The following is a 25,274-nucleotide window of genomic DNA, read 5'->3' as shown; positions in this document are numbered from 1 at the left end:
TGCAATCCTATAATGTTTGAGTAAGTGGACGTGGTGAAACAGCGACTTCTTTAGTAAAACGGTATAAATAGTGAGGCCCACCCGCTTTCGGTCCAGTCCCTGACATACCTTGTCCACCAAACGGTTGCACGCTAACTACCGCACCAACCTGATCTCGGTTGATATAGCAGTTACCCACTCGGCTGCGTCTTTCAATATGGCGGTAAGTCGCTTCATTACGACTGTGAATGCCCATTGTTAACCCAAAGCCTGTGCTATTGATTTGATCAATCACGTTATCTAACTGACTCGCTTCGAATCGGACCACATGCAAAATAGGGCCAAACTGCTCATTCTCAAGCTGATCAATTGAGTCTATTTCAATCGCTGTTGGTGGAACAAAATCGCCCTCTTCACAGCTATTACTTAATGCAATCTGTCCAACTAGCGGGTTGTTCACTAACATCTTGTCAATATGAGCCATCAGCTTCTGTTTGGATTTATTGTCAATCACAGGTCCAACATCAGTACTGTGCAGATATGGAAGCCCCACACTGAGCTCTTGCATTGCCCCATTAATGAGAGTGAGTACACGCTCAGCAATATCTTTCTGAATGAACAGCACACGAAGTGCTGAACAGCGCTGACCTGCAGAAGCAAAAGCCGAACGAACCACATCCCTTGCTACTTGTTCTGGAAGTGCTGTGCTGTCAACAATCATCGCATTTTGACCACCGGTTTCAGCAATCAATGGCACTTGCTCGCATTCACGTGCGGCTAATGAACGGTTGATCGCTTGGGCAGTTTCCGTTGATCCCGTAAAGACAACACCAGCAACTCGAGCATCCGATGTTAATGGACCACCCACTTCAACACCAGTACCTGGCAATAGTTGAATCGACTCTTTCGGGAAGCCTGATTCCAACATCATTTCAACCGCACGTGCTGCAATTAATGATGTCTGTTCAGCAGGTTTGGCAACGACAGTGTTACCCGCCACCAGTGCCGCTGAAATTTGACCTAGGAAGATAGCCAGCGGGAAGTTCCACGGACTGATACAGACAAATACACCGCGACCTTGACGCTCGACCTGACGTGTCACTTCGTCAAAACCGACAATGGTTTTGGCTGATGAGAAATTCTCAACCGCTTGTTGTGCGTAATAACGACAAAAGTCCACCGCTTCACGTACTTCATCAATACTGTCGTGAATGGTTTTTCCCGCTTCTTTATGACACAGAGCGATCAACTCTGGCATGTTCAGTTCTAGTTGATCCGCCAACTTATTCAAACATTCTGCACGTTGATTTACTGGAGTGGTAGACCACTGGTTGAAGTAACCCGCTGTAATATCAAGCGCTTCATTCACATGTTGTTGATTCGAGAAGATGACGGAACCGACCTTAATACCACGGTCATAAGGGGCAGTGATCGTTTGAATAACTGAACTGTCCTTGATCATGCTTTCGTCGTGTTTTTCTCCATTAATAATTGGACCTGCTTGCCACTGTTTCGTCATCTGCTGTTCAATAGCAGCTTCAAACGGCTTCGCTTCACTCTCAATATCAATATTGACGCTGTATGAATTCTGTCTATCCGCGAAGATTTGTGGCGGTAGAGGAATCAAACCGTTGTGTAGCGTCGAACGACTCTTCAACACATCAACAGGGTGTTCTGTTAGTTCTGAAATCGGGCAGCGAGCATCAACAAGACGATGTACAAATGAACTGTTAGCGCCATTTTCCAGTAAACGACGTACTAAATAAGGTAACAGGTCCTTATGACTGCCAACCGGAGCGTAGATTCGTACATTCGCATCAAACATCTCCATCGCATGATTATAAAGTGCATCACCCATTCCATGCAGACGTTGGAATTCAAACTCTTTATGTGTTGCCATAACTGCAACTGCAGAGACAGTATGAGCGTTGTGGCTAGCAAACTGTGGATAGATAAGCCCTTTCACATGTTCACTTAATAAAAATCGAGCACACGCTAAATATGAAACATCAGTGGCTTCTTTACGTGTATAAACCGGATAATCAGCGAAACCATTTTGTTGCGACAACTTAAGTTCACTGTCCCAATATGCGCCTTTAACCAATCGTAGTGGGATAAGATCTCCCTGCTCTTTAGCCAATGCAGCCAACCAAACCAATACAGGTAAAGAACGTTTCATGTAAGTCTGAACAACAATCCCTAACTTACCCCAACCTTTAGCTTCGTCACTGCGATATAACTTCTCAAACAATTCTAAGGAGAGCTCTAAACGATCGGCCTCTTCAGCATCAATAGTTAAACCCACATCTAATTCACGTGCCCGCTCAATCAGTTTAGATACCGATGCATACATTTCAGTTAGTACGCGCTCTCTGTTTGCCACTTCATAACGTGGGTGCAGAGCTGAAAGTTTAATTGATACCGTTGGAGCCGGGGCACTGCTGGTGCTTTTTTTGTTAGCGCTACCCACTGACTCAATCGCCATCACGTAGGATTTGAAATATTTATCCGCATCCACTGAAGTAAGTGCTGACTCACCAAGCATGTCATACGAGTAAGTAAAACCTTTCTCTACAGAACTTTTTCCATTCTTCTGAGCTTCAGAGATGGTACGACCCAATACAAATTGGTGCCCCATGATTTTCATGGCCTGGTTCATCGCCTGACGAATCACAGGTTCGGACATCTTATTGACTAAACGGTTAATCACATTAGAAGGCTCACCATCTTTTTTGGTGTCCATGGTGACGACTTTACCGGTTAAAAGAAGGCCCCAAGTAGAGGCATTTACAAACGCTGAATCAGAGCTTTTAAGATGAGACTTCCAATCTGCCACGCTCAATTTGTCACGAATTAACGCGTCAGCTGTTGCCGCATCAGGGATACGCATTAACGCTTCTGCCAAACACATGAGGAGAATCCCCTCCTTCGTATCCAAGCTATATTCAAGCAGCAGTGCATCTATCATCTGGATTGCATTTTTATCTGCACGAACACGCTCAATCAACTCTGAGGCACTGTCGGTAATTAATAACTGTTCTTGTTCATTCGGTTGAGCTAAAGGAATCAGTTCTTGTAACCACTGATCTTCACTTACCATATAAAGCGGAGAAATTAGTGACCAAAGCTCATCTAACGGACGTTCAATAAATGATGTAGACAGAGTGTCCTGAGCACGAAATATCGTAGATGTTGACATGTATATCCCTCAATATGAAAACTCGAAACCAGTTAATGTTAATAAGAACAATTAACCGGTCAGCCAATTTGCCTACATACTATTTTTAGAAACCAATAAAATCTTGTCAAAAACTCCGATCTATTTGTAATAATATCGGTTCATTAACAACTTGAGAACATAAACACCTATATGTTTATAAAAAATTGCTTACGATATTTTGATGGAGAGGTTCCCTGCAACCGAGAAAAGGTGTGCGTAAAGCTGCTTTGATTAGCAAAACCACAAGCGTCAGCAATTTGATTGAGTGACAACAAGCTGTTTTCTAATAGTTCTTTTGCAAGATCAATGCGTTTAAGTAGCAGATATTGATGGGGGGTAATGCCATTTTGCTGTTTAAATAAGGAGAAAAACTGGCTTTCGCCTAAAAAGACACAACCCGCAAGTTGAGTGATCGAAATTTTACGGCCGATGTGCTGAGTAATATAACTGTCGATCTTGTCCATATTAATACGCTGTTCTTTTAACTGGTCTTTACCTGCATAAACATGGCGCTGAAGCAGTGCGATTAACGTATCATTGCAAGCTCTTCCTAATAGAAGGTCTTCAGGGCTGGCCTGCATTTCGGCCACCAACAAACGAATTAGCTGCTGAATCTTATTGTCTAATTGAAAGTAGTGGCTCGAAGAGAAAAGTGCATTAAGTCGTTGAATAGTATCGTTCTCTTGGGACGACTCTTCAGGTAAATTAAGGACTAAGATCTCAGAAGATCCAATACCATTAAAAGCGTGGTCAGCGCTCGCTGTCACCACACAACCTTGGCCGGGTAAAATCAAACTGCTCGAGCCTTCGATATTAAATTCAACATGACCTTTCAAGCCGATGACCACTTGACTGTAGTTGTGATCATGATGATTAATCTCATTGGGCAGCAATATGATCTCCGCCGGTTTCACAAGATTATCAGACATATACACCTCAAATGGCCAACATTTATTTAACTAAATAGTACATTAGAAAATATCAATACACTACCGTCTAACTGTGAATTCCTACTCCCTCTTTAACCAGTAGGAACAATGAACAATCTGTTCAAAATTACGGCCAGTGTATTTTCAATTTATTATAACGTCCAACTCTGTCGAGGCAAAAACGATTTGAAGCCTTTATTCGCCTAGCTCCTTAAATTAATTGATTAAAAATCAGACAAGGATCATTTGCGATGATCTTCTTGATCATTGTTTCGTAACGCAATCTATTTCAGTGCCATAAATTTGACAAGGAAAGCCAAAAAAAAGTCGCATATTATCTTTTTGCGGTTTGCTTTTTTAAAGCAATTAACTGTTTTCTTGAAAAAACTAAACACGAATCAAATAATACAATTTTAAATAGGTGAATATAAAGCATAAATGATATGCTTCCGTATAAAATATTATCACTCTAACGATATCGATTTTGAAAAGAGAAGAAAGCAAGGGACTTATGATCATAAAACGTTTGCCAGCGCTCTGTATGGCGCTTACACCATTACTGCTATCAGGTGCTGCTATAGCTAATGAGGCAGTTCAACAACCAGCTCACTCGCTTGCTTCTATTGATGCTAGGCTCAAGGAAAAAGGAGCTGAAATCGATAATGTTGATGAAAAACTCTCTCTTGAAAAGGGCGAAATCAACTCGTTAAATAATCAACGTGCTGATTTAAAAGCAGAATCTATTAAGCTAGATAAAAAGAGAAAACATGCGCAGGTCAGTTTAGACCAACAGTATAAGCGTATGATTGAAGATCCAGATCTAGATATCTCAGCTTACCAAAAGCAGTACCAAGACGCTTGGAAAGAAGTAAAAGATAATCAAGTAACTACCTTAACGCTTGAACAGAATATTGAAGAGCACCAACGTCTTTATAAAACAGCATCTATAAAGAAGAGACACCTTCAAGATGAGTTAGAGAATATCCATGAATCACGCCAAGAAGCTCGAGTTCTTCGAATTCGCAATGAGCTAAACAGCAGCGATACCATGCAGATTTCACACACCATTGCGTGTGACACCTCTTTGACATTAGCTCAGTGTTCTAACCAAGGTAAAACACTGACGATGCAAAAAGCGGTTAATAAATTCCAAGCAGGACTCATCAATAGCCTTTCTGAGTCAGACCTTGCTAAGCAGAACTTAAATAACGTTGAGCTTAATGTTCATGTTATGGACAGCAATGTGCTTGAGAGCGGATTTAGCGGTAACAATCGCTACGCCACAACGATTCAAGCTGAAATGAAACTGCGTTCAGTATCCATTGCTGCCTGTCAGTTATTAGGTTTAGAAAATCGTTACTGTATTGAGTCATCAAACGGTACAACGCATAAAGCCTCTGATCAAAAAGAGAAGCGTTGGGTGAGTGTCACCATTCGTTCAAATCGCCACGATGATAAAGTCACAGTTAATGGCGTAAATTATGGCAGTACTCCCGTTGATGTCATGCTACCTGTCGGCCTACATCAGGTGACAGTAGAGAAGAGCGAGTTTGAACCTTACAGTCGTCAGCTTATGTTTGGTAAAAACCTAACGGTTTGGGCCGATCTTAAACAGCAAAAAAATCGTCCTAAGCAGGGTCGAAAGTTTGCTGATACGCTAAAGAATAAAAATGAAGCGTTAGAGATGGTTGTGATTAACGCCGGACAATATCAAGTTGGGCCACAAGCCAAGCAGCAGATTACTCTAGAGAAAGCATACTCAATCAGTTCCACACCTATCACTGTTAAGCAGTATGATCAGTTTGTATTACAAACCGGGTATGTAACAGAGTCTGAAAAAAATCGTGGTTGCCAAGCGATCACGAATGGCACGTCAACGTTACTACAAAATCAAAACTGGCGTCAGCCTGGCTTTGAACAACAAGCGAACTCCCCAGCAGTTTGTATCACACGAAAAGATGCGGAAAAATATGTCAGCTGGTTAAGTAAACAAACGGGTTACAAATACGCGTTACCTACTGAAGCACAGTGGGAAGTTGCTGCTCGAGCAGGAAGTACTGATGACTTCTGGTGGGGCAATGAGATAGGAGCAGGAAATGCGAATACTGGTTGGGGCGGTTCAAGCTGGTCTAACAAAAGTACTTCACCTGTCGCTAGCTTCGCTGCTAACCCATATGGACTTTACGATACAACAGGTAACGTGTGGGAGTGGACGAGTGCCGCATCTGGTGTGGTTAGGGGCGGTTCATGGAGCTTCGCACCAAGTAAAGCAAAAGTCTATGAGCGCTTAGAGATTAAACCTGAAACCAGTGCAAACTTTACTGGCTTTAGAGTCGTCAGAGAGCTGTAAATAGATAAACAGACAAAACTAAAAATGCGGCCAATTGGCCGCATTTTTTATGTGTAACTGTTAAGAACCTAAGGTGCTAGGCGCTCTATCGTCCACTCAGATTGATGTTGATCCGTATAAAGAAAACGGTCGTGCAAACGGTGTTCACCACCCTGCCAAAACTCAATCGACTCCACTTTAATTCGAAATCCACCCCAAAAGGTAGGAACAGGGATCTCGCCTTGTGCAAACTTCTGTTTGAGCTCTAAGAATTTACCTTCTAATGCACTTCTTGCGGTAATTCGACTGCTCTGTTTACTGGCCCAAGCCGCAATTTGACTCTCTTTAGGTCTTGATGAGAAATACTTTACATTTTCGGCTATCGACAATTTCTCCGCCACACCTGTGATATGCACTTGTCTCTCAAGCGGATGCCAAGGAAAGTGCAGGCTTACTTTTTTATGTTCTTGAATATGTTGTGCTTTACGACTAGCTAAGTTGGTGAAAAAGACAAACCCTTTTTCATCAAAATGCTTAAGAAGAACGATTCTCTGAAAAGGCTGACCAGATTCATCAACCGTTGCGACTGTCATTGCGGTTGGATCGGTTAATTTAGCGTTGACCGCCTGTTGTAGCCAAGTCTCAAACAGCTCAATCGGTTCTGATGGTAACGAAGAACGACGCAGTCCGTCTTTACAATATTCACGGCGAATATCAGATAAATCCATTTTTACTCCCCTAATCACTCATTATTTCATAAGAATGTCAGTTACATCAGCGAGCTGATCCTGAATGGAGGCATTATCGCGCTATTTGACCAGCAACCCAAGAGAATTTTCCTACCAGCAACGCATACTCAGCGACCACAGACAATTATTTTGTTATTATTTAGTTAAATGTAGGGATAGCATCAGTCATCATGGTAGATAAAAAGAAGTCACCTCTTGTGAGCAGTAAAAAGATCCGTTTTATCTTTTGGTATGCGTTGATTGGCATCGCCTTAGGTATCGCAGTCTCCTACTCGACGTTTCACCAACTTCAATCGACCCTAGAACTTCGTATGTCACGAGATGCCGCTCGATTAAGTGAAAAGATTTCCGATGAGCTATCACGTTATAGCCAGTTACCCACCATACTCAGCCATGATCCCAGATTGATTAACTCTCTCATCAACGACAGCGGCAGTCAAAACAACCAAGTATTAAATCTACTCTTAGAGAAGTGGGCTAAACAGAGTTCAGCTGACACCATCTACCTACTAAAAGTCACAGGCCTTGCGGTCGCCTCCAGTAACTGGCAAGAAGAGGACAGTTTTGTTGGTTCCAATTACGCCTTTCGCCCTTATTTTAAGCAAGCCATGATGAACAACCCAGGCCGCTACTTTGCTCTCGGCAGTAAATCGGAGGAGCGTGGTTACTACTTCTCTTCCCCAATACGATTTAACAACTCCATTATTGGCGTATTGACCGTGAAAGTGAATCTGGAGAACATTGACAGATTATGGTCTTATGAAAGTTTAGATTTCAGTCTCATCGATGATAAGAGTGTGGTTTTTTATAGCTCTAAACCTAACTGGTTATACAATACGTTAGTGCCACTATCACAAGCCGAAAAGGCCTCTATTTTGCGCTCTAGCCAGTATGGACAAGCGCCTCTATTCGTACTATCCAATATTCAAAGCTTACAGCAATTAAAGGAGTCTGATCGTCTCTCTATCCTCAAAACCCCTTTTACCGAAGAGCAGACTCTATTCATCACTAAGAGACAGATTAAAGACACTGGCATAAAAATATTGGCCATGTCTGATATTCAGCATACATACCAAAATGTCCAACGGGTCTTACTGATATTCATTGTGTTTTACACCCTTCTTGTTTTAGTCATTACCTCTTGGTACCAAACCCTAATGGCCCGGAGAAAACTAACCGCCGCTAATGATGAGCTAGAGCATAAAGTCATCAAACGAACCCTATCGTTACAACAGAGTAACCAAACACTGAGAGATACCATTCAGCAGTACGAGATCACTCAAAAAGAGCTACAACAAACCCAATCTGAGCTCACCCAAGCGGCAAAACTGGCGATGCTTGGTGAACTGTCAGCAGGCATTAATCATGAGATCAATCAACCCCTTTCAGCGATCAGAACGTACGCAGAAAACTGTCAACGTTTACTGCATAAACAGCAATACGTCGTTGTCAGCAGTAACATCGAAAAAATCGTTGAACTGAATATTGTTATCTCTGAGATCATCGCCAAATTTAAAGTGTTTGCTAGAAAAAGCTCAACGAATGCCTCTTACCATACCGATATTAAAACCGCGATCACCTCAGCATTAACCATCATTGGTAATAAGCTTATTAATCAAGGGATCACGCTAAAAATTGAGCCCAACAATCTTGAGACAACCGTTCGTGCCGAACTGATTCAGTTTGAACAAGTCCTCGTCAATTTGATTCACAACTCAATCCAAGCTTTAGAGGGAATAGAGTCACCGCAAATAGTCTTCTCAGTGCAACTAGACAGCGAACATGCGCTTATTTGCCTTACTGACAATGGCAAAGGGATGAGTCAGCAACAACTGCACGACATATTCACCCCATTCTTTACCACCAAAAAAGAGGGACTGGGTCTTGGCATGACCATATCAAAACGAATCATTGAGTCATTCTCTGGTCAACTTACCGTAGGGAACCATCAACCACGAGGGGCTAAATTCACCATCGCATTGCCACTTTTTCATGACAACAAGGGACAGAAGTGAACAGAGAGATAATTTTCATTGATGATGAGCTGCATGTGCGTGAATCAATCACGCAGACGCTGACACTAGAGGGGTTTACCGTTCACAGCTTCAGCCATGCAAAAGAGGCATTAAGCATCATTACGCCTCTCTATCAAGGCATCATAATATCTGATATCAATATGCCAATGATGGATGGCATTACCTTTTTACAACAAGCGCTAGCCATCGACTCAGATCTTCAAGTCATAATGCTAACCGGACATGGTGATATCTCTATGGCAGTTAAAGCGATGAGCATTGGTGCCTATCACTTTATTGAAAAGCCGTTTTCTACCGATCGATTTATCGACATTATCAATAAAGCGTTCGATCGTCGAAACTTGATACTTGAAAATAAAGAGTTAAAAAATGAATTGGCCGCTCAAAGTGCTCCAGGACCTCGTATACTCGGTAACAGTGAAGAGATAAAACAGGTTCGTCGCATATTGCACCACGTTAAAAACAATACCGATAGTGTGCTTATCTCCGGTGACAGTGGCACAGGTAAAAAATTACTGGCCAGATACATTCACGATCACAGTCAAAATAGCTCAATGCCCTTTATCCGTATTAACTGTCGTCACCTTATATCGAGCAGTGAAGGCAGTAATCTATTTGAGTTTAACCAAGACCATCAACTCACTCACCCTAGATTAGAAAAGCTTCATCAACTACAGACAGGGACACTCTATCTGCATGATATCGATAAAATGGCCTCCAAAGAGCAAACCAGTCTGCTGCACTATTTGCAATTAGCGCCGACACTAAGTGAATTCAACATTCGAATTATCGCCTCTTCCTCACTCGATCTATTGCAAGCAAGCAGATCAAACCGTTTTAATTCGAAGCTATTATATGCTCTAAATAGCATATCAATCTCCTTACCACCTCTTAGCAATAGAAAAAAAGACATCCCTTTACTGTTTCAAAACTTCACTCGAACAGCAGCCAGCCGATATGGTATAGAGACCCCTGCTATCTCAGCGGATCTTTTTCAACAACTCAAAGAGTATGACTGGCCAGGTAACGTCCGCGAGTTACGAAACTTTGCAGAAAAAAGCATCCTAATGGGAACCGAGGTAGCACTATCCACCTTAATGGGAACAACCTCAGAGGGGAGAAATCTTGGCTTAATGGCACGAATCGATCAATTTGAATTCACCCTGATTTCAGATGCACTTCAGCGCCACAATGGTCGGTTGAAAGAGGTACAAGATGAACTGCAACTTGCGAGAAAAACACTGTATGACAAAATGAAAAAGCATCATTTAGATAAGGATAATTTTAAAGGCTAGTGTGATTAATAGTCGCTATACTTAAGTCGAAGGACATATAGATAAATCATCAGCTTAACATTGTTATAAAAACAGACTACTATGCAACCACACATAGTAATTACCCTTTTTTTACTCGTTTTATCGACCATGAAGTAAAGGTAAATGAAAAAAAACAGTTTTCAACAGCTAACCAAAACAGAGAGCCAGTTTGTCGATGACAAGACATCCGCCTTACTTTTAAAGACGCCATCGAGCGCCAGAGTTTTACTGTGGATTGTGATTCTGTTTTTTATTACCGCCGTCGCTTGGTCTTCATGGGCCCAAATTGATAAAGTTACTGTTGGCTCTGGCAAAGTGATCCCCTCTTCACAACTTCAAATTGTACAAAACCTTGAAGGGGGATTAGTGAAAGAGGTATTGGTATTTGAAGGTCAGAAGGTTGAAAAAGGACAGCAGCTGTTATTGATTGATGACACCCGCTTTCGTTCTGATTTCCGAGAAAAAGCGCAAGATGTTGCCAATTTAACGGCTGAAGCTGTACGTATCTCTACAGAACTGGCCAGTATTGTTATTAAAAACGACAAGAATACCCCATGGCAACAGAGTGTTGTCATCAAACAAAGCCCGTTTAATTTCAGTGATTTATTTATTAAAGAGCATCTCGAATTAGTAAAAAGGCAAGCGGCCGAATATAACGAGACTTTGAATAATTTAAGAAATCAAATGTCAGTATTTGATCATCAAATCATCCAAAAAGAGCAGGACTTAATCGAGTTAAAAGCTCGAGTAATTAACCTACTTCGTAGTTATGAATTTGCAAAAAAAGAGCTCGAGATTACCCAACCCTTAGCCGATGAAGGGATAGTTCCTAAAATTGAGCTACTAAAGTTACAGCGTGAAGTGAACAATACACAACGCGAACTCACCTCTACACAACTCAAAGTTCCAGCTGTTAAATCATCCATTCGCGAAGTAGTCTTTAAACGCCTAGAGATAGTGCTCACTTTCCGCTCTAATCAACAAGATGAACTGAATAAGATAGAAGATAAGCTCGCTTCATTAACCGAATCACAAGTAGGCCTTGAAGACCGGGTTAACCGAACCGTCGTGGTATCTCCAGTGAATGGAACCATCAAGAAAATCTATACCAATACAATTGGCGGTGTTATTCAGCCTGGCATGGATTTAATCGAAATCGTCCCTAGCGAAGATAACCTACTTATTGAGGCAAAAATTGCCCCCCAAGATATCGCCTTCTTACGCCCGCATTTACCAACAATTGTAAAATTCAGTGCTTATGAGTTTACTCGTTATGGTGGATTAGACGGTACGCTTGAGCATATCAGTGCCGATACAATACAAGATGAAGAAGGGAATAGCTTTTATTTGGTAAGAGTAAGAACAAAAGAAAAAAGCATTCATTCACAGAGTGAAAAGCTGCCTATCATCCCTGGAATGACGGCGACTGTTGATATCGTCACCGGGAAACGAACCATTTTAGATTACATTCTCAAACCCATTATCCAAGCGCAACAATCGGCCTTAAGAGAATAAGAGGTATATTTATGAACTTGAGAGTTCAATTTTTTTTCGCTGCGAGCTTATTAACAATAAACTCACAAGTGATGTCACAATCGTTAGAGCAATCAGTTGCAACGACATTAGCAACCAACCCTGAAATTCGAAGTGCATTCAACGAATATAAAAGTCGCGTTGAAACCTCTAACAGTTCGAGTGGAGCCTACCTTCCGAGCTTAGATCTTGATGCTGGCATTGGCTATGAAGACATTGATCCAGCTAATAATGAGCAGACAGAGTTAACCAGAAAAGACGCATCGTTAACCTTTACCCAGCTCATCTGGGACGGTTCATCAACTTGGAACGATATCGACAGAACCACTGCGGAAGCAGAGTCCATGCGTTATCAACTGCTTTCTGACTCACAAAACATGGCCTTATCTGTGATTGAGGTATATATCAATGCAATTAAAGCCGAAGAGGTACTGGTACTGTCTGAAAAAAACTTAGCCATTCATAACCGCATCTTCTCTGACATCGAAAAAAGAGCCAACTCAGGCATCGGTTCAACGGCGGACCTCGTGCAAGTGAAGGCCCGACTCGCTCGAGCGAATACCAATTTATTAGCCGCCCAAAACAACCTTTATGACGTGCACACCCAGTTTATTCGCGTGGTAGGTCGTCCACCAAGTGAATTAGTCCGACCTTTTGCTGACAGTTCTATGCTCCCAGAGTCATTAGAAGATGCTGTCGATCTAGCTTATCAGCAACACCCTATAGTTAAAGTGGCCACCTCTGATATTGACGCAGCTAACTACCAATATAAACAGACTAAAGGTAACTACTACCCCTCTTTTAGTTTCGAAGCGAGCCAATCCTGGAAGGATGATGCTGATGGTATAGAGGGAAGCAGTGACGAATTCTCTGCCATGCTCCGTATGCGTTACAACCTATTCAATGGTGGATCTGATAGCGCAAACAGCGATCGAGCAGCATACCAATTGAATAAATCTAAAGATCTGCGTGACCGAGCTTATCGTATGTTGGAAGAGGGAACTCGTCTTTCATGGAGTGCTTTAGCCCTAAACCAGCAACAACGTCCTTTTTTACAAGAACATGTTGATGCCGCGAGTGAAACGGTCAGCGCCTATGAAAAACAGTTCAAAATAGGAAAACGTACTCTGCTTGACCTTCTTAACACTGAAAATGAGTTGTTCGAAGCTCGTAAAGCGTTTGTAGAAGGAAACTACTCGTTAGAACTGGCCAAATATCGCGTTCTCAATGCGACAGGCGCACTGTTAACCTCACTTCGAGTAGAGACCCCACAAGAGTGGAGTATTCCACTCAATGACTCTAACAGTAGCGAGGAGAACTAATCATGAAAAAATCGATTGTGATTGTTAGTTTATTAATACTGGCTAGCTGCTCCTCTTCTCATGACATTAGTGACAATCCGAGCCAAGAGCATATTCAAAGCTTCGATCTCACTGATTCTGACAGTGATGGTGTCATTAATGCACGAGATCTCTGTGAATCCACCCCAAAAGGTGCAGCTATTGATAATGATGGTTGTCCTAAGATGGTTGATAAATCTGAATCAAAAGATGTTCATATCCTATTTCAAAATGACTCTGCAACCATCAGCCCGACCTTTCATGCAGAAGTTAAAAAAATGGCTGAATTCATGACGAGCTACCCGGAAACAACGCTTGTTTTGCAAGGATATGCCAGTAAGTCAGGTAATGAAGACCACAACCTAAAACTGTCGCAACAACGTGCAGAAACAGCAAGAGATGCGCTAATATTCGAAGGGGTTGAAGCAAACAGGATCTCTATTGTAGGGTATGGTGAGAGTTTTTTAGAACAAGAGGGTGATTCATTATCTGCAGAAGCGGTAAATCGACGTGTGATAGGGACGGTAGTGGGTTACAAAGGAGTGGTAAAAGATGAATGGACCATTTTTTCTTCCCGCGAACAGTAATGTGTAATTGAACAGCATGAGATATTGGCTCTGGTTCTCTCTTCTTTTGTCTGTCAGTTCAGTCACGATTGCACTGACAGACTCTGAGCAAAAATGGATCAACAGCGTGGCCTCTTTTTACGGAGAGAGAGCGGGCAAACGTGTCTCGGCATGGCGCGATGTAATTAATGACTCTTCATCACTTTCAGAGCCTGAAAAGTTAGAAAACATTAATAATTTTTTTAACCAACTCTATTTTGTCAATGATATCGCTTTATGGGGCAAAGAGGATTACTGGGCCACCCCGCTAGAGTTCTTAGGCAGCAATGCTGGAGATTGTGAAGACTTTAGCATCGCCAAATACTTCTCACTAATTGAGCTCGGCATAGATGATAAAAAATTGCGATTAGTTTACGTTAAGGCATTAGAACTGAATCAGTTTCATATGGTAGTCGCCTACTATGACACCCCCTCATCAGAACCCGTACTGCTCGATAATATTAAAGGTGAGATAGTCAAAGCCTCGAAACGTACAGATCTAAAACCTATTTACAGTTTTAACGGTAGCCAACTGTGGCTGATGAAAGAACGTGGCAAAGGTACGCTGGCTGGAAAATCAGCAAGACTTGGGCTGTGGAACGACTTACGCAGTCGAGTCCAAATGAATGCGTTCAATAAACCAATCAAAAATTATGACGAGTAGACATGTATGACTTTATATAAACAGCTTATAACATGGATTTTAGCCGCTTTCATACTCTTAATCATTGCGGTAATTACAATTCAATTTACTTTTACTAGACAGTATCTTGAAGACCAACAGCGCTCTGAAATTAACAATACCATCAATACGATGGGGTTAGCGCTCTCCCCTTATTTACAAGATAACGACAAGGTCGCCGTTGAATCCGTCATTAATGCTCTTTTTGATGGCGGTTATTATCAGATGGTTCAGGTGAAAATGTTAAATACTGGTGAGTCAGTTATTCGTCAGTACCCGACAAAAATAACCACGGTGCCCTCATGGTTTACCAACCTACATCTGTTCAAAACGTTCACAGAATCTAGAGTGTTAACCAGTGGCTGGCAGCAGACAGCTGAAGTCATTGTCATCGCTCACCCAGGTTATGCTTACCAACAATTATGGCAGGCAATTAGCAACCTTTTTTGGGGGTTCTTAACCGTTTTTTCATTTACTGCGCTAATGATTTCGGCTCTACTGAGTTACACCTTAAAACCGTTAAAAGCGATCAAAGTTAAAGCGGAAGAGATCGCTCAGAATAAGTTTAGTACTCTATTAAAAACACCAAAAACACGCGACCTGATACCGCTGGTCAATGCCATTAATAAAATGTCTACCCAAGTTGAAAAACACTTTGAAGAGCAAGCAAAAGAGGCGAATAGGCTAAGAAAGCAAGCCTATCAAGATCCTGTTTCTGGACTGGCGAATCGTGATTTTTATATTGGGCAGATCAAGAACTGGTTATCGGAATCCCCAACGGGAGGCATCGCTTTTTTCAGGGTGAATCAGATAACGAATTTATATGAACACTCAGGTTACCAATCTGGTGATCAAGCAGTCTGCCAATTGGCAAACAACCTCAAAGCCAAATTTTCTGAACCTAGCTTTACCATTGCGAGAATATCGCAGTGTGAATTTGCACTATTAGCACCGGGCGTGACGAGTGACGAATTATCGGCCCTCGGTGAGCATGCTCTTAATAGTATTGTTGACCTGCAAGCCGATCCAATGGCCATGTCACCGGTCAATGCTCAAATTGGTTTAGTGCATAATAATGGGGACATTGATATCAGTACCCTGCTGACGCTAGCCGACAATGCCCTCGTGCAAGCCTCTCTTTCACCCAATAAGCCCATTGCATTATTATCTGAAAGTAACCGAGATGAGGTATTAGGGAAACAGCAGTGGATTCAGTTAGTCGTCGAAGCAATGCGTGATGATAATTTAACCTATCGATTCCAAGCCGCTTCTGACTCGCAAGGCAACACGATTCACACCGAAGTGTTTACTGCCATCGAAAAAGATGGTCAACGTTATTCAGCCAACCAATTTTTATCAGCTCTTGAACATAGCGATGAGGGTGAAGCCTTTGATAAACATGTTATTGACTCAATGATTAGCAAGCTTAATGGCGATCAGAGCTTGCCGCCTATTACGATCAACTTATCACACAGCAGCCTGATTAAACCTACCTTTTTACGTTGGTTAAATAGCCGTTTAGATTCTAATAAGTCGTTACAACACCGAATTCAATTTGAAATACCTGAGACCATTTTTGTCCACCACCCCGATAGTACAGCGCTTCTTTGTGACTCACTGCATCAACGTGGTGTTGTATTTGGCGTTGATAACTACGGTCGTTATTTCTCATCACCAGAATATTTGAGTGAGTTTAGACCGCACTATGTAAAAATCGACTTTATCTACACCAACGAACTCGACAGCGAACACAATCGAAATGTCTTAGCCTCAATATCTCGAGCGGCTCATAATCTCGATATCACCACCATTGCCACCCGTGTGGAAACCCAAGAGCAGCTAACAAAGCTCTCTGAACATTTCGTGAATGGTTTCCAAGGTTTTATTTTTGAGAACAAAGCGTCGTAGGATAGTTAATGAAAGATTCACTGTTACAATCGCTTATTTACGTAAGTCGATACTATGGTCTCGCCAACTCCCCAGCAGCATTGCTTTCAGGGCTGCCACTGAGTGAAGGAAAGCTCACTCAACACCTTTTCCCTCGAGCTGCTCAGCGTGCAGGTTTGATCGCACAACATGAACGTATTGAGTTGGAAAAAATATCCACCCTTGTGATGCCTGTCATTTTGCTATTGCAAGACAATCAGTCATGCGTCCTGCTCAGCGTCGACAGCGAAAACAGTCGTGCCGAAGTCGTCATGCCTGATGGAGACAGCGTTCAGCAATGGGTCGACTTAGCAGAGTTAACCAACCAATATACGGGAGCCACTTTCTATTTAAAGCGCCAGTTCTCTCACGATGATCGCTCACCGGAGCTAGTTAAGTCCAATGAACATCACTGGTTTTGGGGAACAATTTGGCAATCCAAAAGCATCTATAAAGACGTATTTATTGCCTCCATTTTAATTAATTTATTTGCCATAGCGACCCCGCTATTTACTCGTCTAGTTTATGACAAAGTAGTGCCAAACCTCGCATTTGATTCATTATGGGTACTCTCATCAGGCATTTTTGTCATCTTTATTTTTGATTTAATCCTTAAGCTATTACGCAGTTATTTTATTGACGTTGCCGGAAAAAAATCTGATATTTTAATGTCATCACGTATCTTCTCAAAAGTGATGGGCATAAAAATGGATGCAAAACCGCCCTCTGTCGGTGCATTTGCTAGGCATTTACAAGATTTCGAGTCGATTCGTGAATTTTTTACCTCTGCAACTATTTCATCGTTGATCGATCTTCCTTACGCCATTTTATTCCTTTTTATTATCTACCTAATGGGTGGCCCACTGGTCTATATCCCTATTGTGGCAGTCTCAATCTTAATTATTCACAGCCTCCTTATTCAAAAACCGTTGAGCCGCTCTATTGAAGAAGGGTCTCGACTCGCCTCTCAAAAGTACGCCAACTTAATTGAGAGCCTACATGGATTAGAAGCTGTAAAAATGTTTGGCGCTCAAAGTCAGTTTCAATATAAGTGGGAAGAAGCTGTCGCTCACATGTCGAACTGGAGCATTAAAACTCGCCGTCTAACCGACTCGGTACAACACTCTGCTGGTGTCATTCAGCAAGCAAGCAGCGTTGCCATGATTATCTTGGGGGTCTACTTAATCTCTGATGGCAATCTCACTATGGGCGGTCTTATCGCGTCGACCATGTTGAGCGGCCGTGCCATTGGCCCTTTGGTTCAGCTATCTCTGCTCTCTACTCGTTACAATCAAGCAAAATCTGCCATGACGATCATTCAAAAGGTGATGGACATGCCTGATGAGCAAGAGCAAGGAAAGCGTTATATACACCGTCCTATTCTTTCAGGAAAAGTTCAGTTTACTGATGTGAGCTTCAACTACCCTGATTGTGAACAACCCTCTGTAAAGAACATTTCATTCACCATCAATCCTGGTGAAAAAGTCGCGATTATTGGTCGTATTGGGGCTGGGAAAACGACCATAGAACGGTTGTTAATGGGGCTGTATGCTCCGCAGTCGGGTTCTATTCTACTTGATGATACTGACATCGCTCAGTTGCACCATGAAGATGTACGACGCAATATAGGCTGTGTACCGCAAGATCTAACCCTATTTTATGGTACGGTTCGAGAGAACATTACGTTAGGTCGACCTCTTATGGATGATATGGAGATTCTTGAAGCGGCAAATCGAGCAGGAGTAACTAACTTTACCCAAAAAAATCCAGCCGGTTTAGAACGACAAGTGGGCGAATTTGGTCAACTTCTTTCTGGTGGTCAGCGACAAGCTATCGCTATCGCTCGTGCCTTTATTGGAAAGCCCCCTATCTTGTTGATGGATGAACCAACAAGTAATATGGATAATCGCTCAGAGATGTTTATTAAGCAGCAGCTTTCTAACTTAAGTAAACAAGAGACACTGATTATGATCACTCACAAAACCAGTATGCTAGATATTGTTGATCGCATCTTAGTGTTAGGCGACGGGGTACTGCTCGCGGATGGCAGCAAAGAGGAGATTTTGAAAGGGTTGCAATCAGGAAGTATCCAAGTGAGCTAGTTCCATTAATAATTTTATTAATAGAAAGAGAAGCTTCCTTTCCCTTGACGCTTAACTTGATACATCACAGTATCAGCTTGTTCGTAGAGAGTATTAAAACTAGACGTACCAGTATCAAATACGCGAATTCCGATACTGAATCCTATGTTGGCCTCGCCACTCTCTAGCAGTAGTGGTGAAGCTGCTCGCTTTAGTAGTTTTCTTGAGAAATCTTCCAACTGTGATTTATCTGCGCGCCTACAAAGCAGTACAAATTCATCTCCTCCTAATCTCGCAATCTCAGTATGTTCAGGAGCATCCTCTCTCATCCACTCTGCAACTTGAATCAACACATTATCTCCCGCTTTATGTCCTAGATGATCATTCACTAATTTGAAATTATCAAGGTCAATAAACAGAAGAGCGGCACTTTGATTGTCACTCTGTATTGTTAACTGTTCAAAGCTTTTTTCTAACGCACTTCTGTTTAATAAATTGGTTAATGGATCGGTTGTGGCCAACTTTGACAACTTTTGCTCGTACCGCTTCTCTTGAGTAATGTCTATATGAGTTCCCATCATTCTTAATGGTTTATCTTGATCGTCGAACTCTACGACTCTTCCCCGGTCTGATACCCAGCTATGCGAACCATCTTTGTGCAACATACGGTGAACTGCTTGATAGGACTCACTCTCACCTGCTAGATGCGACATAAATGCATTAACGACATCATCTTTATCTTCTGGGTGTAGTTTGCTTTTCCATACATCCACAGTTGCTTCAAGTTCACTTGCCGTAAAGCCCAGCATGTTTCCCCACTCCATATTGAAGATGGTCAATTTTCCAGATGGAATATGTTGCTCCCATAAACAGAGGCCAGTTCCATCAAAAGCTGCGGTCAACTTTTCTTCTAAACGGTACTTTTCTCGTTTCAGTTTACAGTTCTCACCTTCAAGCTCCTCTACTCGACGTCGAAGTTCATCTAATACTTCTATTTCTTCTGCATTTACAACGCTTTCCATTAGTTCCTTTCCTTTAATCCTATCTTTCTTGCAACAATCGATTTTCAATTTACACTGTAAATTAGCCTTCCGATTTACAGTGTAAATTATGATAAAAATACCTGCTTAGTATCTGTTCTGCTTGTTTACGGCCAATTATTCCGTACTTTGGTATCAAATCTTTCCATGTCTTTCGCTGCAATATTTTCTCTATAGCGAAGAGTGTTACTTCATCACTCAGTAACGAGTTCTGAGTAGAAAGATGATGCAGAAGTTCAACTTGAAGTGCAGGAACCACACTGTCATAACCAAGAGCTTGTGAAACAAAACCATCAATCAAAAAGCGCTGTTCAGATGGTAAGCGTGGATAACCCGTAGATTGATGCAATAACGACAAAATAATGGCCGGTTCTACTGGTGAGAACTGCTCAACCAGCTGCTGAGGGAGACAGAAGTCAAATGTGTTAATAGCGTTACATAACCAGCTCTCAGCTTGAGTGGAGATGGCACGAACCACCATTAAAGAGTGTGTGCCACTGGCCTTATCGCGACGAATACCAAACCTAACAGCCTTGAAATCGTTCTGATACCAAAAATGGATAAGATCAGACGTTGCACCAAAGCTGGTACCAAGATAATCTACGCCAACAGACTGATAATGATTATGTAGGAAGCTAATAAAACCTGAACCAACTTTTTTATTCTGGACACTAGGATGAACAGCAATACGCATGATGCGCGCACAACGTTGACGAGCAGCTTCTGGCTGGTTAAGGTGCAACGCAACAGAAACAGGTAGAAGATGTCCTACAGGGCGCCGCTGACCCGACATCACCCCATTGATCAACTCTGACTCTAGATCGCCTTCATTCGATATAATAGAACAACTAACAATCTGTTGATCATAGATACCGACAAAAAGATCGAGCGTGGAATCGTTAAGCAACTGAATCATATCGTTAGGAGAAGTTTGATAATGTGCATTCACTAACAGTGCAAAGAGCTGTTTGAATAAGGTTTGATTATTCACTAATGCACTTTTATCAATGGCACTGTACTCAATTTCTCTAAGCGCTTCCGAGAAAGAGAGAGTATCAATATCCCCGAGCTCAGCACCAAATAGAAAACAATCAAACAACCAACTCTCTAGAGGGTCACCAGGATTCCAGCGGATAGGCTGGTGGATAGCAATGCTATTCCACCCAGGTGTCTTAGCGTTTAATATCGGGTCAAATTTGAGAGTAAAACCACGCCCCGTCCCTTCGTAACCGTGAATAGTAGTCGAAAATACGGTTCGGTGATAATGTTCTAATAGAGTGTCTAACATGGTGAGAGGAATCGCCGCAGCTTCATCAACAATCAATAGATCGCATTTAGGCCGTTGAAGTAACAACTCATCTGGAGAAATAAAAGTAACCGTTGAACCATTTTTAGCTAATGATAGATGTTTATACAGAGCATCAACAGCTCGTTTACTTGGTGCGGTAACCAACACAGCTAATTGTCGATGCTGAGTCAACTCAGACAGAGCGATACCTAACGCTGACGTTTTTCCTCTTCCACGATCAGCAGTCAGTACTAGTGGTCTTTTTCGATGACCTGTTACCACTTTTATGATCATATCGACTGCACTTTTCTGCTCAGCAGAGAGGCAGCCATAATGAAAATCAGGGAATGAATCACCCTGTTTGGTAAATGAAGGGAGCCTAGGTAGGTCACTGCCCTGCTCTAGCAAGATCAATGACGACGATACACTCCTCATCCAAGTGAAAAAATAAGATTGGGAAAAATAATCTTCTCGAGAAAGAATTAAGAAACAAATGCCACCGGCGACTATCGTTCCAGCAGCGGCACTTAAACTGTTAGCATTGATACCGCAACTAAAATCGTAAACCAATCCAGTACTTTCTTCACCTAATATTTGGTTCCCCTTATTGACCGGGAGCGATAAATAGTTGTTCGTTTCTAGGTCAGTGTCCCCTAACCAGATCACCCTACTGGTCTGAATCTGTTCTCTACGATGCCATTGTTGAATTAAGACAGTAGCCCAACTCACCTCTCCACATAAAGCGACACAATAACGGTGTCTTGCACTGTTTGCATGTTGTTTGAGAGTGGATAAAAAATTAAGTTCTGATTCCATCAGCGGATCACCTTGCTAGCTACTGTTTATAATCATACCATTAAAAAAACCGCACAGAGGCGGTCTTTTATTCGCTGAGATAGTATAGATAATTAATGCATGCGACTCTGCAAAAACTGCAAAATATCATCCATCAATTTATCATCCACCCCTTTTAATTTTAAATTTAGCTTATCGTTGTTACGAACATAATTTGCTCGCCCTTTTACTAATTCAACGTGAGTCGGTGTGGTTTTTTTATCATTCGGCATAGATGCTTCAACCCATGACTCAATTAAAGTAGTGACCTCTTTAGTAATACGAGCAACACCTTGAACATCACTTTTCTGCCAAACAAATCCATCATCATTAACACATTTATGAAGTAAATCTTGCTGCTGCTTACTTGACAGTGAGCTATACAATTTGTGCAACTTTACGATAGTAGGGCGTCCCAACTCACCAACACTTGGATAAGCTTGCAACAATTCAAGTGGTAACGTTGCTGCTTTCAACGCGCCACTAACCAGCGCTTCACTGCATTGGCACACTTCGGCTAACTCTTTTTGATCACTAACAGTGCCATTTTCAAGCATCAGTTGCATCTCTTTGCCACGCTCATATAACGAAAGCGGTTTGTGAGCATTAGCAACATCAGATAAGAACTTAGCATGTTTTAGATTAATGTCTTTCGCAACATAGATTAAAAAATCTTGTTTCGATAGGATACAAGACATACGACGACGGCTGCCATCCAATACTTCAATAATGCCATTATCATTGAGGCGCCCTACTGCTGGGTACTGCTGTCCTTTGTCCTTTAATGTAACCAAAATATCTGACAATGCATGCTCATTTAGAAATGATTGTTCACGGGCATTATCAGCAAAAACGATAGTTCTTTTTTCAATTTCACTGTATGAGATTTTAGTCAACTCGAACGAAACAAGTTCTTGCCCCGCCACGGAGAGTTCGATAATTTGAGCCTGTTCTTTGGCTGCTTGTTGAGCTTCGACCGTTGTTGTTGCACGACGTTTATTGGTTTTTCCAAACAATTTAGCATTCAGGTCTGATGTTTTAATTGCCATGATATTTATCCCTGATTAAGTACAGCCCAGTGGCTGTGAAAAATTCGTTCAAGCTCTAACGCACTCTTTTGAACAGCATCTTGAGCGGTTGCCAGTGTTTTCTTACCGCCTTCAAAGTCAGCAGCCGTAAGATCAAACACTGTGCTATAGGTATCAGCGCACGTTTCAAATGCCCTACTTCGTGGAATGGTCGCCATCATCACCAGTTCACCCAGTAAATAATTCATCTCAGTTAATACTGACACCTGCTTTTTATTATCATCTTCAAACATCGTGGGCATTAAACGGACAAACTGTAATCCGTGCCAATCTTCTGGAAACATCTCATACACAGTCGGTAGATGCTGGAAAAAGTTTACGGTAGATGCCCAATCAAGACGCTTAGCGGCACATGGAATGATCAAAGAGTTTGAGGCATACATCGCATTCCATACCAATGGATCAACGTGAGGACCGGTATCGATCATAATGATATCGAAATCATCCGAAATCTTGTCAATCAATCGCTCTTTCAGTAACTTAACAATATCTAAAGATTGATTCTCAGAGAGATCTTGCCAGGCTTCAGCGTTGAACATTGCATCTTCTGGAAACGCTGAAATAGTCTTTAAATTTGGGTATTGGGTGGGCAATAATACATTCTTATGTAAAAATTCACTGTCAACATCTACATCTTCTGGCACGTTATCTAACATAATATCAACAGCAGAATAGATAGTATCGTGTTCAGTCACTGAAATTTGAGGATTCAAAAACAGTCGTAATGACCCTTGTGGATCCAGGTCAATAAGACAGATTCGATAACGTTTCTCAAGGTTTAGTGCCATGCAAGCAGCAACATGTACTGCCGACATTGACTTTCCTGTCCCCCCCTTCTGGTTTTGGACATTCACTACCCAAGGCTTGTTCTCCACATTTTTTTTCAACTGATGAAATGCAGGAATTTGAGCGGCATCCATCAACATGTGGGCTTCTTTGAGAGATATTGAGTAATGGTTAGCATTATTCTTAGTAAATTGATGACCCTTCTTTTCTAGCGTAGAGATGGCATCATCAAGTTTTCTACGTGTTAAGCCAGAACGCGTTTCCATTAATGCTTTTGACATCGGTGGAAAGTGTTCTTCTTTGCGCTCTTCAAGCACAATTTCAATTCTGTCTGATTGCACTTGCTGTGTTTGAGAAGCCAGTGCTTTCAAATTCTTAATGGTCTGTTCTCTATTCATGATAATCCCCTTATCAAACCTATCGATAGATTGTACAGCAAATTACACTCAAAACAATAAAGAGCTGTATTTAATACTAAATATATTGTCTCAACAATAAAACTAACGGTCATTGATAAAGCTGTTAAAAAGAGAATATTATCCAAAATATCGTCATTTACTAATTTGTAAACTAGTCCTGTAAACCAGCCAGAATAAAAGTGTTACCACGTCACCTGCTGGAGTCGTAATTTACACTGTAAAGCTGGAACGTTACAAATAGTGAGATAAATTACGGCTGATGTATTTTTGATTGCAATTTAACCAATAAAAAAGTGAAATCATATGCTCATTAAACAGGAGAGTGGCTATTCAGCGACAATAAGTGAATCTGCCATGATCATTCTTTCGAAGCAGTAGAAGAATGATCAAGGTGTAAATTTGCCTAAAATCAATACGTATTTACTCAAAATTACATTGAACGATGATCAGGGGGGATTTTTCTGGAAGCATGAACATCACCGTCCAAAATACGCTTAATGCTAGATGAATAAAGGATCCTTACTATGATCGAATGTGAAGTATTCACCAAACTGTAAAGCAAATACGCCTTACAAGCCCTGATCATGCTTTCAGATCATACTATCGAACTATTTGACTCAGCGTAAAGCACTATTGGTTGTTGTCGGACAGGGGAAAAGTTAAATGTTCAAAATAAATGCAGTTAACGGGGTAAAAATGATGCCTCATGATCATCGTTCTGTCTCTAAACCTGCTATAAAATGAACATAAGAAGACGATTTCCATAAGACTGAGGGTAAGTCTGTGGATAACCTGTGTTCTACCTTTGATCATCGTTTCAGTTAGACAGTGATCATGTGTTCTAAGTGCTGTTGATCATGCTTCACGATCTTTAATGATCATGGTTGCTAAAGATTAATGATCATCGTTCATAAAGAGCCTTGATCATCGCTCCGAAATCACAAAAAAATAAAATCAATATAAACAATAATTTACCGGTATTTTTTTCGCTAGATCATTAGATCACCTTAATCATATTAATCAGTTTTAATCAAAAGATCAGTTATTTAAGGGCAATAAGTTTTTCTTTATTTCTTAAGAACTTTAGATTAATA

The 25,274-nt window shown here is 41.5% G+C and carries 16 protein-coding genes; 9 read left to right on the top strand and 7 right to left on the bottom strand.

The window, feature by feature from the left end; all coding sequences use genetic code 11:
- Window positions 1-7: 7 nt before the first annotated feature.
- Both putA and L4C32_RS14870 read right to left on the bottom strand, forming a co-directional pair.
- Complete coding sequence (gene putA / locus L4C32_RS14875) at window positions 8-3,163, bottom strand: bifunctional proline dehydrogenase/L-glutamate gamma-semialdehyde dehydrogenase PutA (protein WP_428197685.1); 3,156 nt, start codon at window positions 3,161-3,163, stop codon at window positions 8-10.
- Window positions 3,164-3,345: 182 nt separating this feature from the next.
- Window positions 3,346-4,128 carry a helix-turn-helix transcriptional regulator gene (locus tag L4C32_RS14870; RefSeq protein WP_428197677.1) on the bottom strand — a complete coding sequence of 261 codons (783 nt, stop codon included), beginning with the start codon at window positions 4,126-4,128 and terminating at the stop codon, window positions 3,346-3,348.
- 511 nt (window positions 4,129-4,639) lie between these two features.
- Here L4C32_RS14870 and L4C32_RS14865 point away from each other — a divergent pair.
- Complete coding sequence (locus tag L4C32_RS14865) at window positions 4,640-6,478, top strand: SUMF1/EgtB/PvdO family nonheme iron enzyme (protein WP_428197676.1); 1,839 nt, start codon at window positions 4,640-4,642, stop codon at window positions 6,476-6,478.
- Window positions 6,479-6,546: 68 nt separating this feature from the next.
- On the opposite strand, the gene pdxH is transcribed toward L4C32_RS14865, so the two are convergent.
- The gene (pdxH, locus tag L4C32_RS14860; RefSeq protein ID WP_428197675.1) at window positions 6,547-7,185 is read right to left on the bottom strand and encodes a pyridoxamine 5'-phosphate oxidase; all 639 of its coding nucleotides are present in this window, start codon (window positions 7,183-7,185) and stop codon (window positions 6,547-6,549) included.
- Window positions 7,186-7,403: 218 nt separating this feature from the next.
- On the opposite strand from pdxH, the gene L4C32_RS14855 reads away from it, so the two are divergent.
- The 8 genes from L4C32_RS14855 (at window position 7,404) to L4C32_RS14820 (ending at window position 18,746) form a co-directional block, all read left to right on the top strand.
- Entirely contained in the window at window positions 7,404-9,221 is a 1,818-nt protein-coding gene (locus L4C32_RS14855; RefSeq protein ID WP_428197674.1) for an ATP-binding protein, read from the top strand.
- On the top strand, window positions 9,218-10,537 hold the full coding sequence (locus L4C32_RS14850) for a sigma-54-dependent transcriptional regulator (protein WP_428197673.1): 1,320 nt from the start codon (window positions 9,218-9,220) through the stop codon (window positions 10,535-10,537). Before L4C32_RS14855 ends, L4C32_RS14850 begins: the two co-directional genes overlap by 4 nt.
- 144 nt (window positions 10,538-10,681) lie before the next feature.
- Window positions 10,682-12,073, top strand: coding sequence for an HlyD family type I secretion periplasmic adaptor subunit (locus tag L4C32_RS14845; RefSeq protein ID WP_428197672.1), 1,392 nt, complete (start codon window positions 10,682-10,684; stop codon window positions 12,071-12,073).
- 11 nt (window positions 12,074-12,084) lie between these two features.
- On the top strand, window positions 12,085-13,413 hold the full coding sequence (locus tag L4C32_RS14840) for a TolC family outer membrane protein (RefSeq protein WP_428197671.1): 1,329 nt from the start codon (window positions 12,085-12,087) through the stop codon (window positions 13,411-13,413).
- Between the two features lie 2 nt (window positions 13,414-13,415).
- Window positions 13,416-14,018 (top strand): OmpA family protein, encoded by a 603-nt coding sequence (locus L4C32_RS14835; protein WP_428197670.1) that lies wholly within the window; start codon window positions 13,416-13,418, stop codon window positions 14,016-14,018.
- Between the two features lie 16 nt (window positions 14,019-14,034).
- Window positions 14,035-14,700: a transglutaminase-like cysteine peptidase gene (locus tag L4C32_RS14830; protein ID WP_428197669.1), complete on the top strand. Its 666-nt coding sequence runs from the start codon at window positions 14,035-14,037 to the stop codon at window positions 14,698-14,700.
- A 6-nt stretch (window positions 14,701-14,706) separates the two neighbouring features.
- A complete protein-coding gene (locus L4C32_RS14825) occupies window positions 14,707-16,626 on the top strand; it encodes a bifunctional diguanylate cyclase/phosphodiesterase (RefSeq protein WP_428197668.1) in 1,920 nt (639 codons plus the stop codon).
- 8 nt (window positions 16,627-16,634) lie between these two features.
- Entirely contained in the window at window positions 16,635-18,746 is a 2,112-nt protein-coding gene (locus L4C32_RS14820; protein ID WP_428197667.1) for a type I secretion system permease/ATPase, read from the top strand.
- A gap of 17 nt (window positions 18,747-18,763) precedes the next feature.
- On the opposite strand, the gene L4C32_RS14815 is transcribed toward L4C32_RS14820, so the two are convergent.
- The 4 genes from L4C32_RS14815 to L4C32_RS14800 all read right to left on the bottom strand — a co-directional run bounded on the left by L4C32_RS14815 (window position 18,764) and on the right by L4C32_RS14800 (window position 24,159).
- On the bottom strand, window positions 18,764-19,747 hold the full coding sequence (locus L4C32_RS14815) for a sensor domain-containing diguanylate cyclase (RefSeq protein WP_428197666.1): 984 nt from the start codon (window positions 19,745-19,747) through the stop codon (window positions 18,764-18,766).
- A gap of 61 nt (window positions 19,748-19,808) precedes the next feature.
- Window positions 19,809-21,869 (bottom strand): tRNA(Met) cytidine acetyltransferase TmcA domain-containing protein, encoded by a 2,061-nt coding sequence (locus tag L4C32_RS14810; protein ID WP_428197665.1) that lies wholly within the window; start codon window positions 21,867-21,869, stop codon window positions 19,809-19,811.
- A gap of 92 nt (window positions 21,870-21,961) precedes the next feature.
- Window positions 21,962-22,936, bottom strand: coding sequence for a ParB/RepB/Spo0J family partition protein (locus L4C32_RS14805; protein ID WP_428197664.1), 975 nt, complete (start codon window positions 22,934-22,936; stop codon window positions 21,962-21,964).
- Between the two features lie 5 nt (window positions 22,937-22,941).
- A complete protein-coding gene (locus L4C32_RS14800; protein ID WP_428197663.1) occupies window positions 22,942-24,159 on the bottom strand; it encodes a ParA family protein in 1,218 nt (405 codons plus the stop codon).
- Window positions 24,160-25,274: the final 1,115 nt, after the last annotated feature.

It is taken from the genome of Aliivibrio kagoshimensis (assembly GCF_050337105.1).
GTDB classification, from domain to species: Bacteria; Pseudomonadota; Gammaproteobacteria; order Enterobacterales; family Vibrionaceae; genus Aliivibrio_A; species Aliivibrio_A kagoshimensis.
Note: the sequence above shows the minus strand (reverse complement) of the source record. Positions and strands in the feature narration are given on the sequence as shown.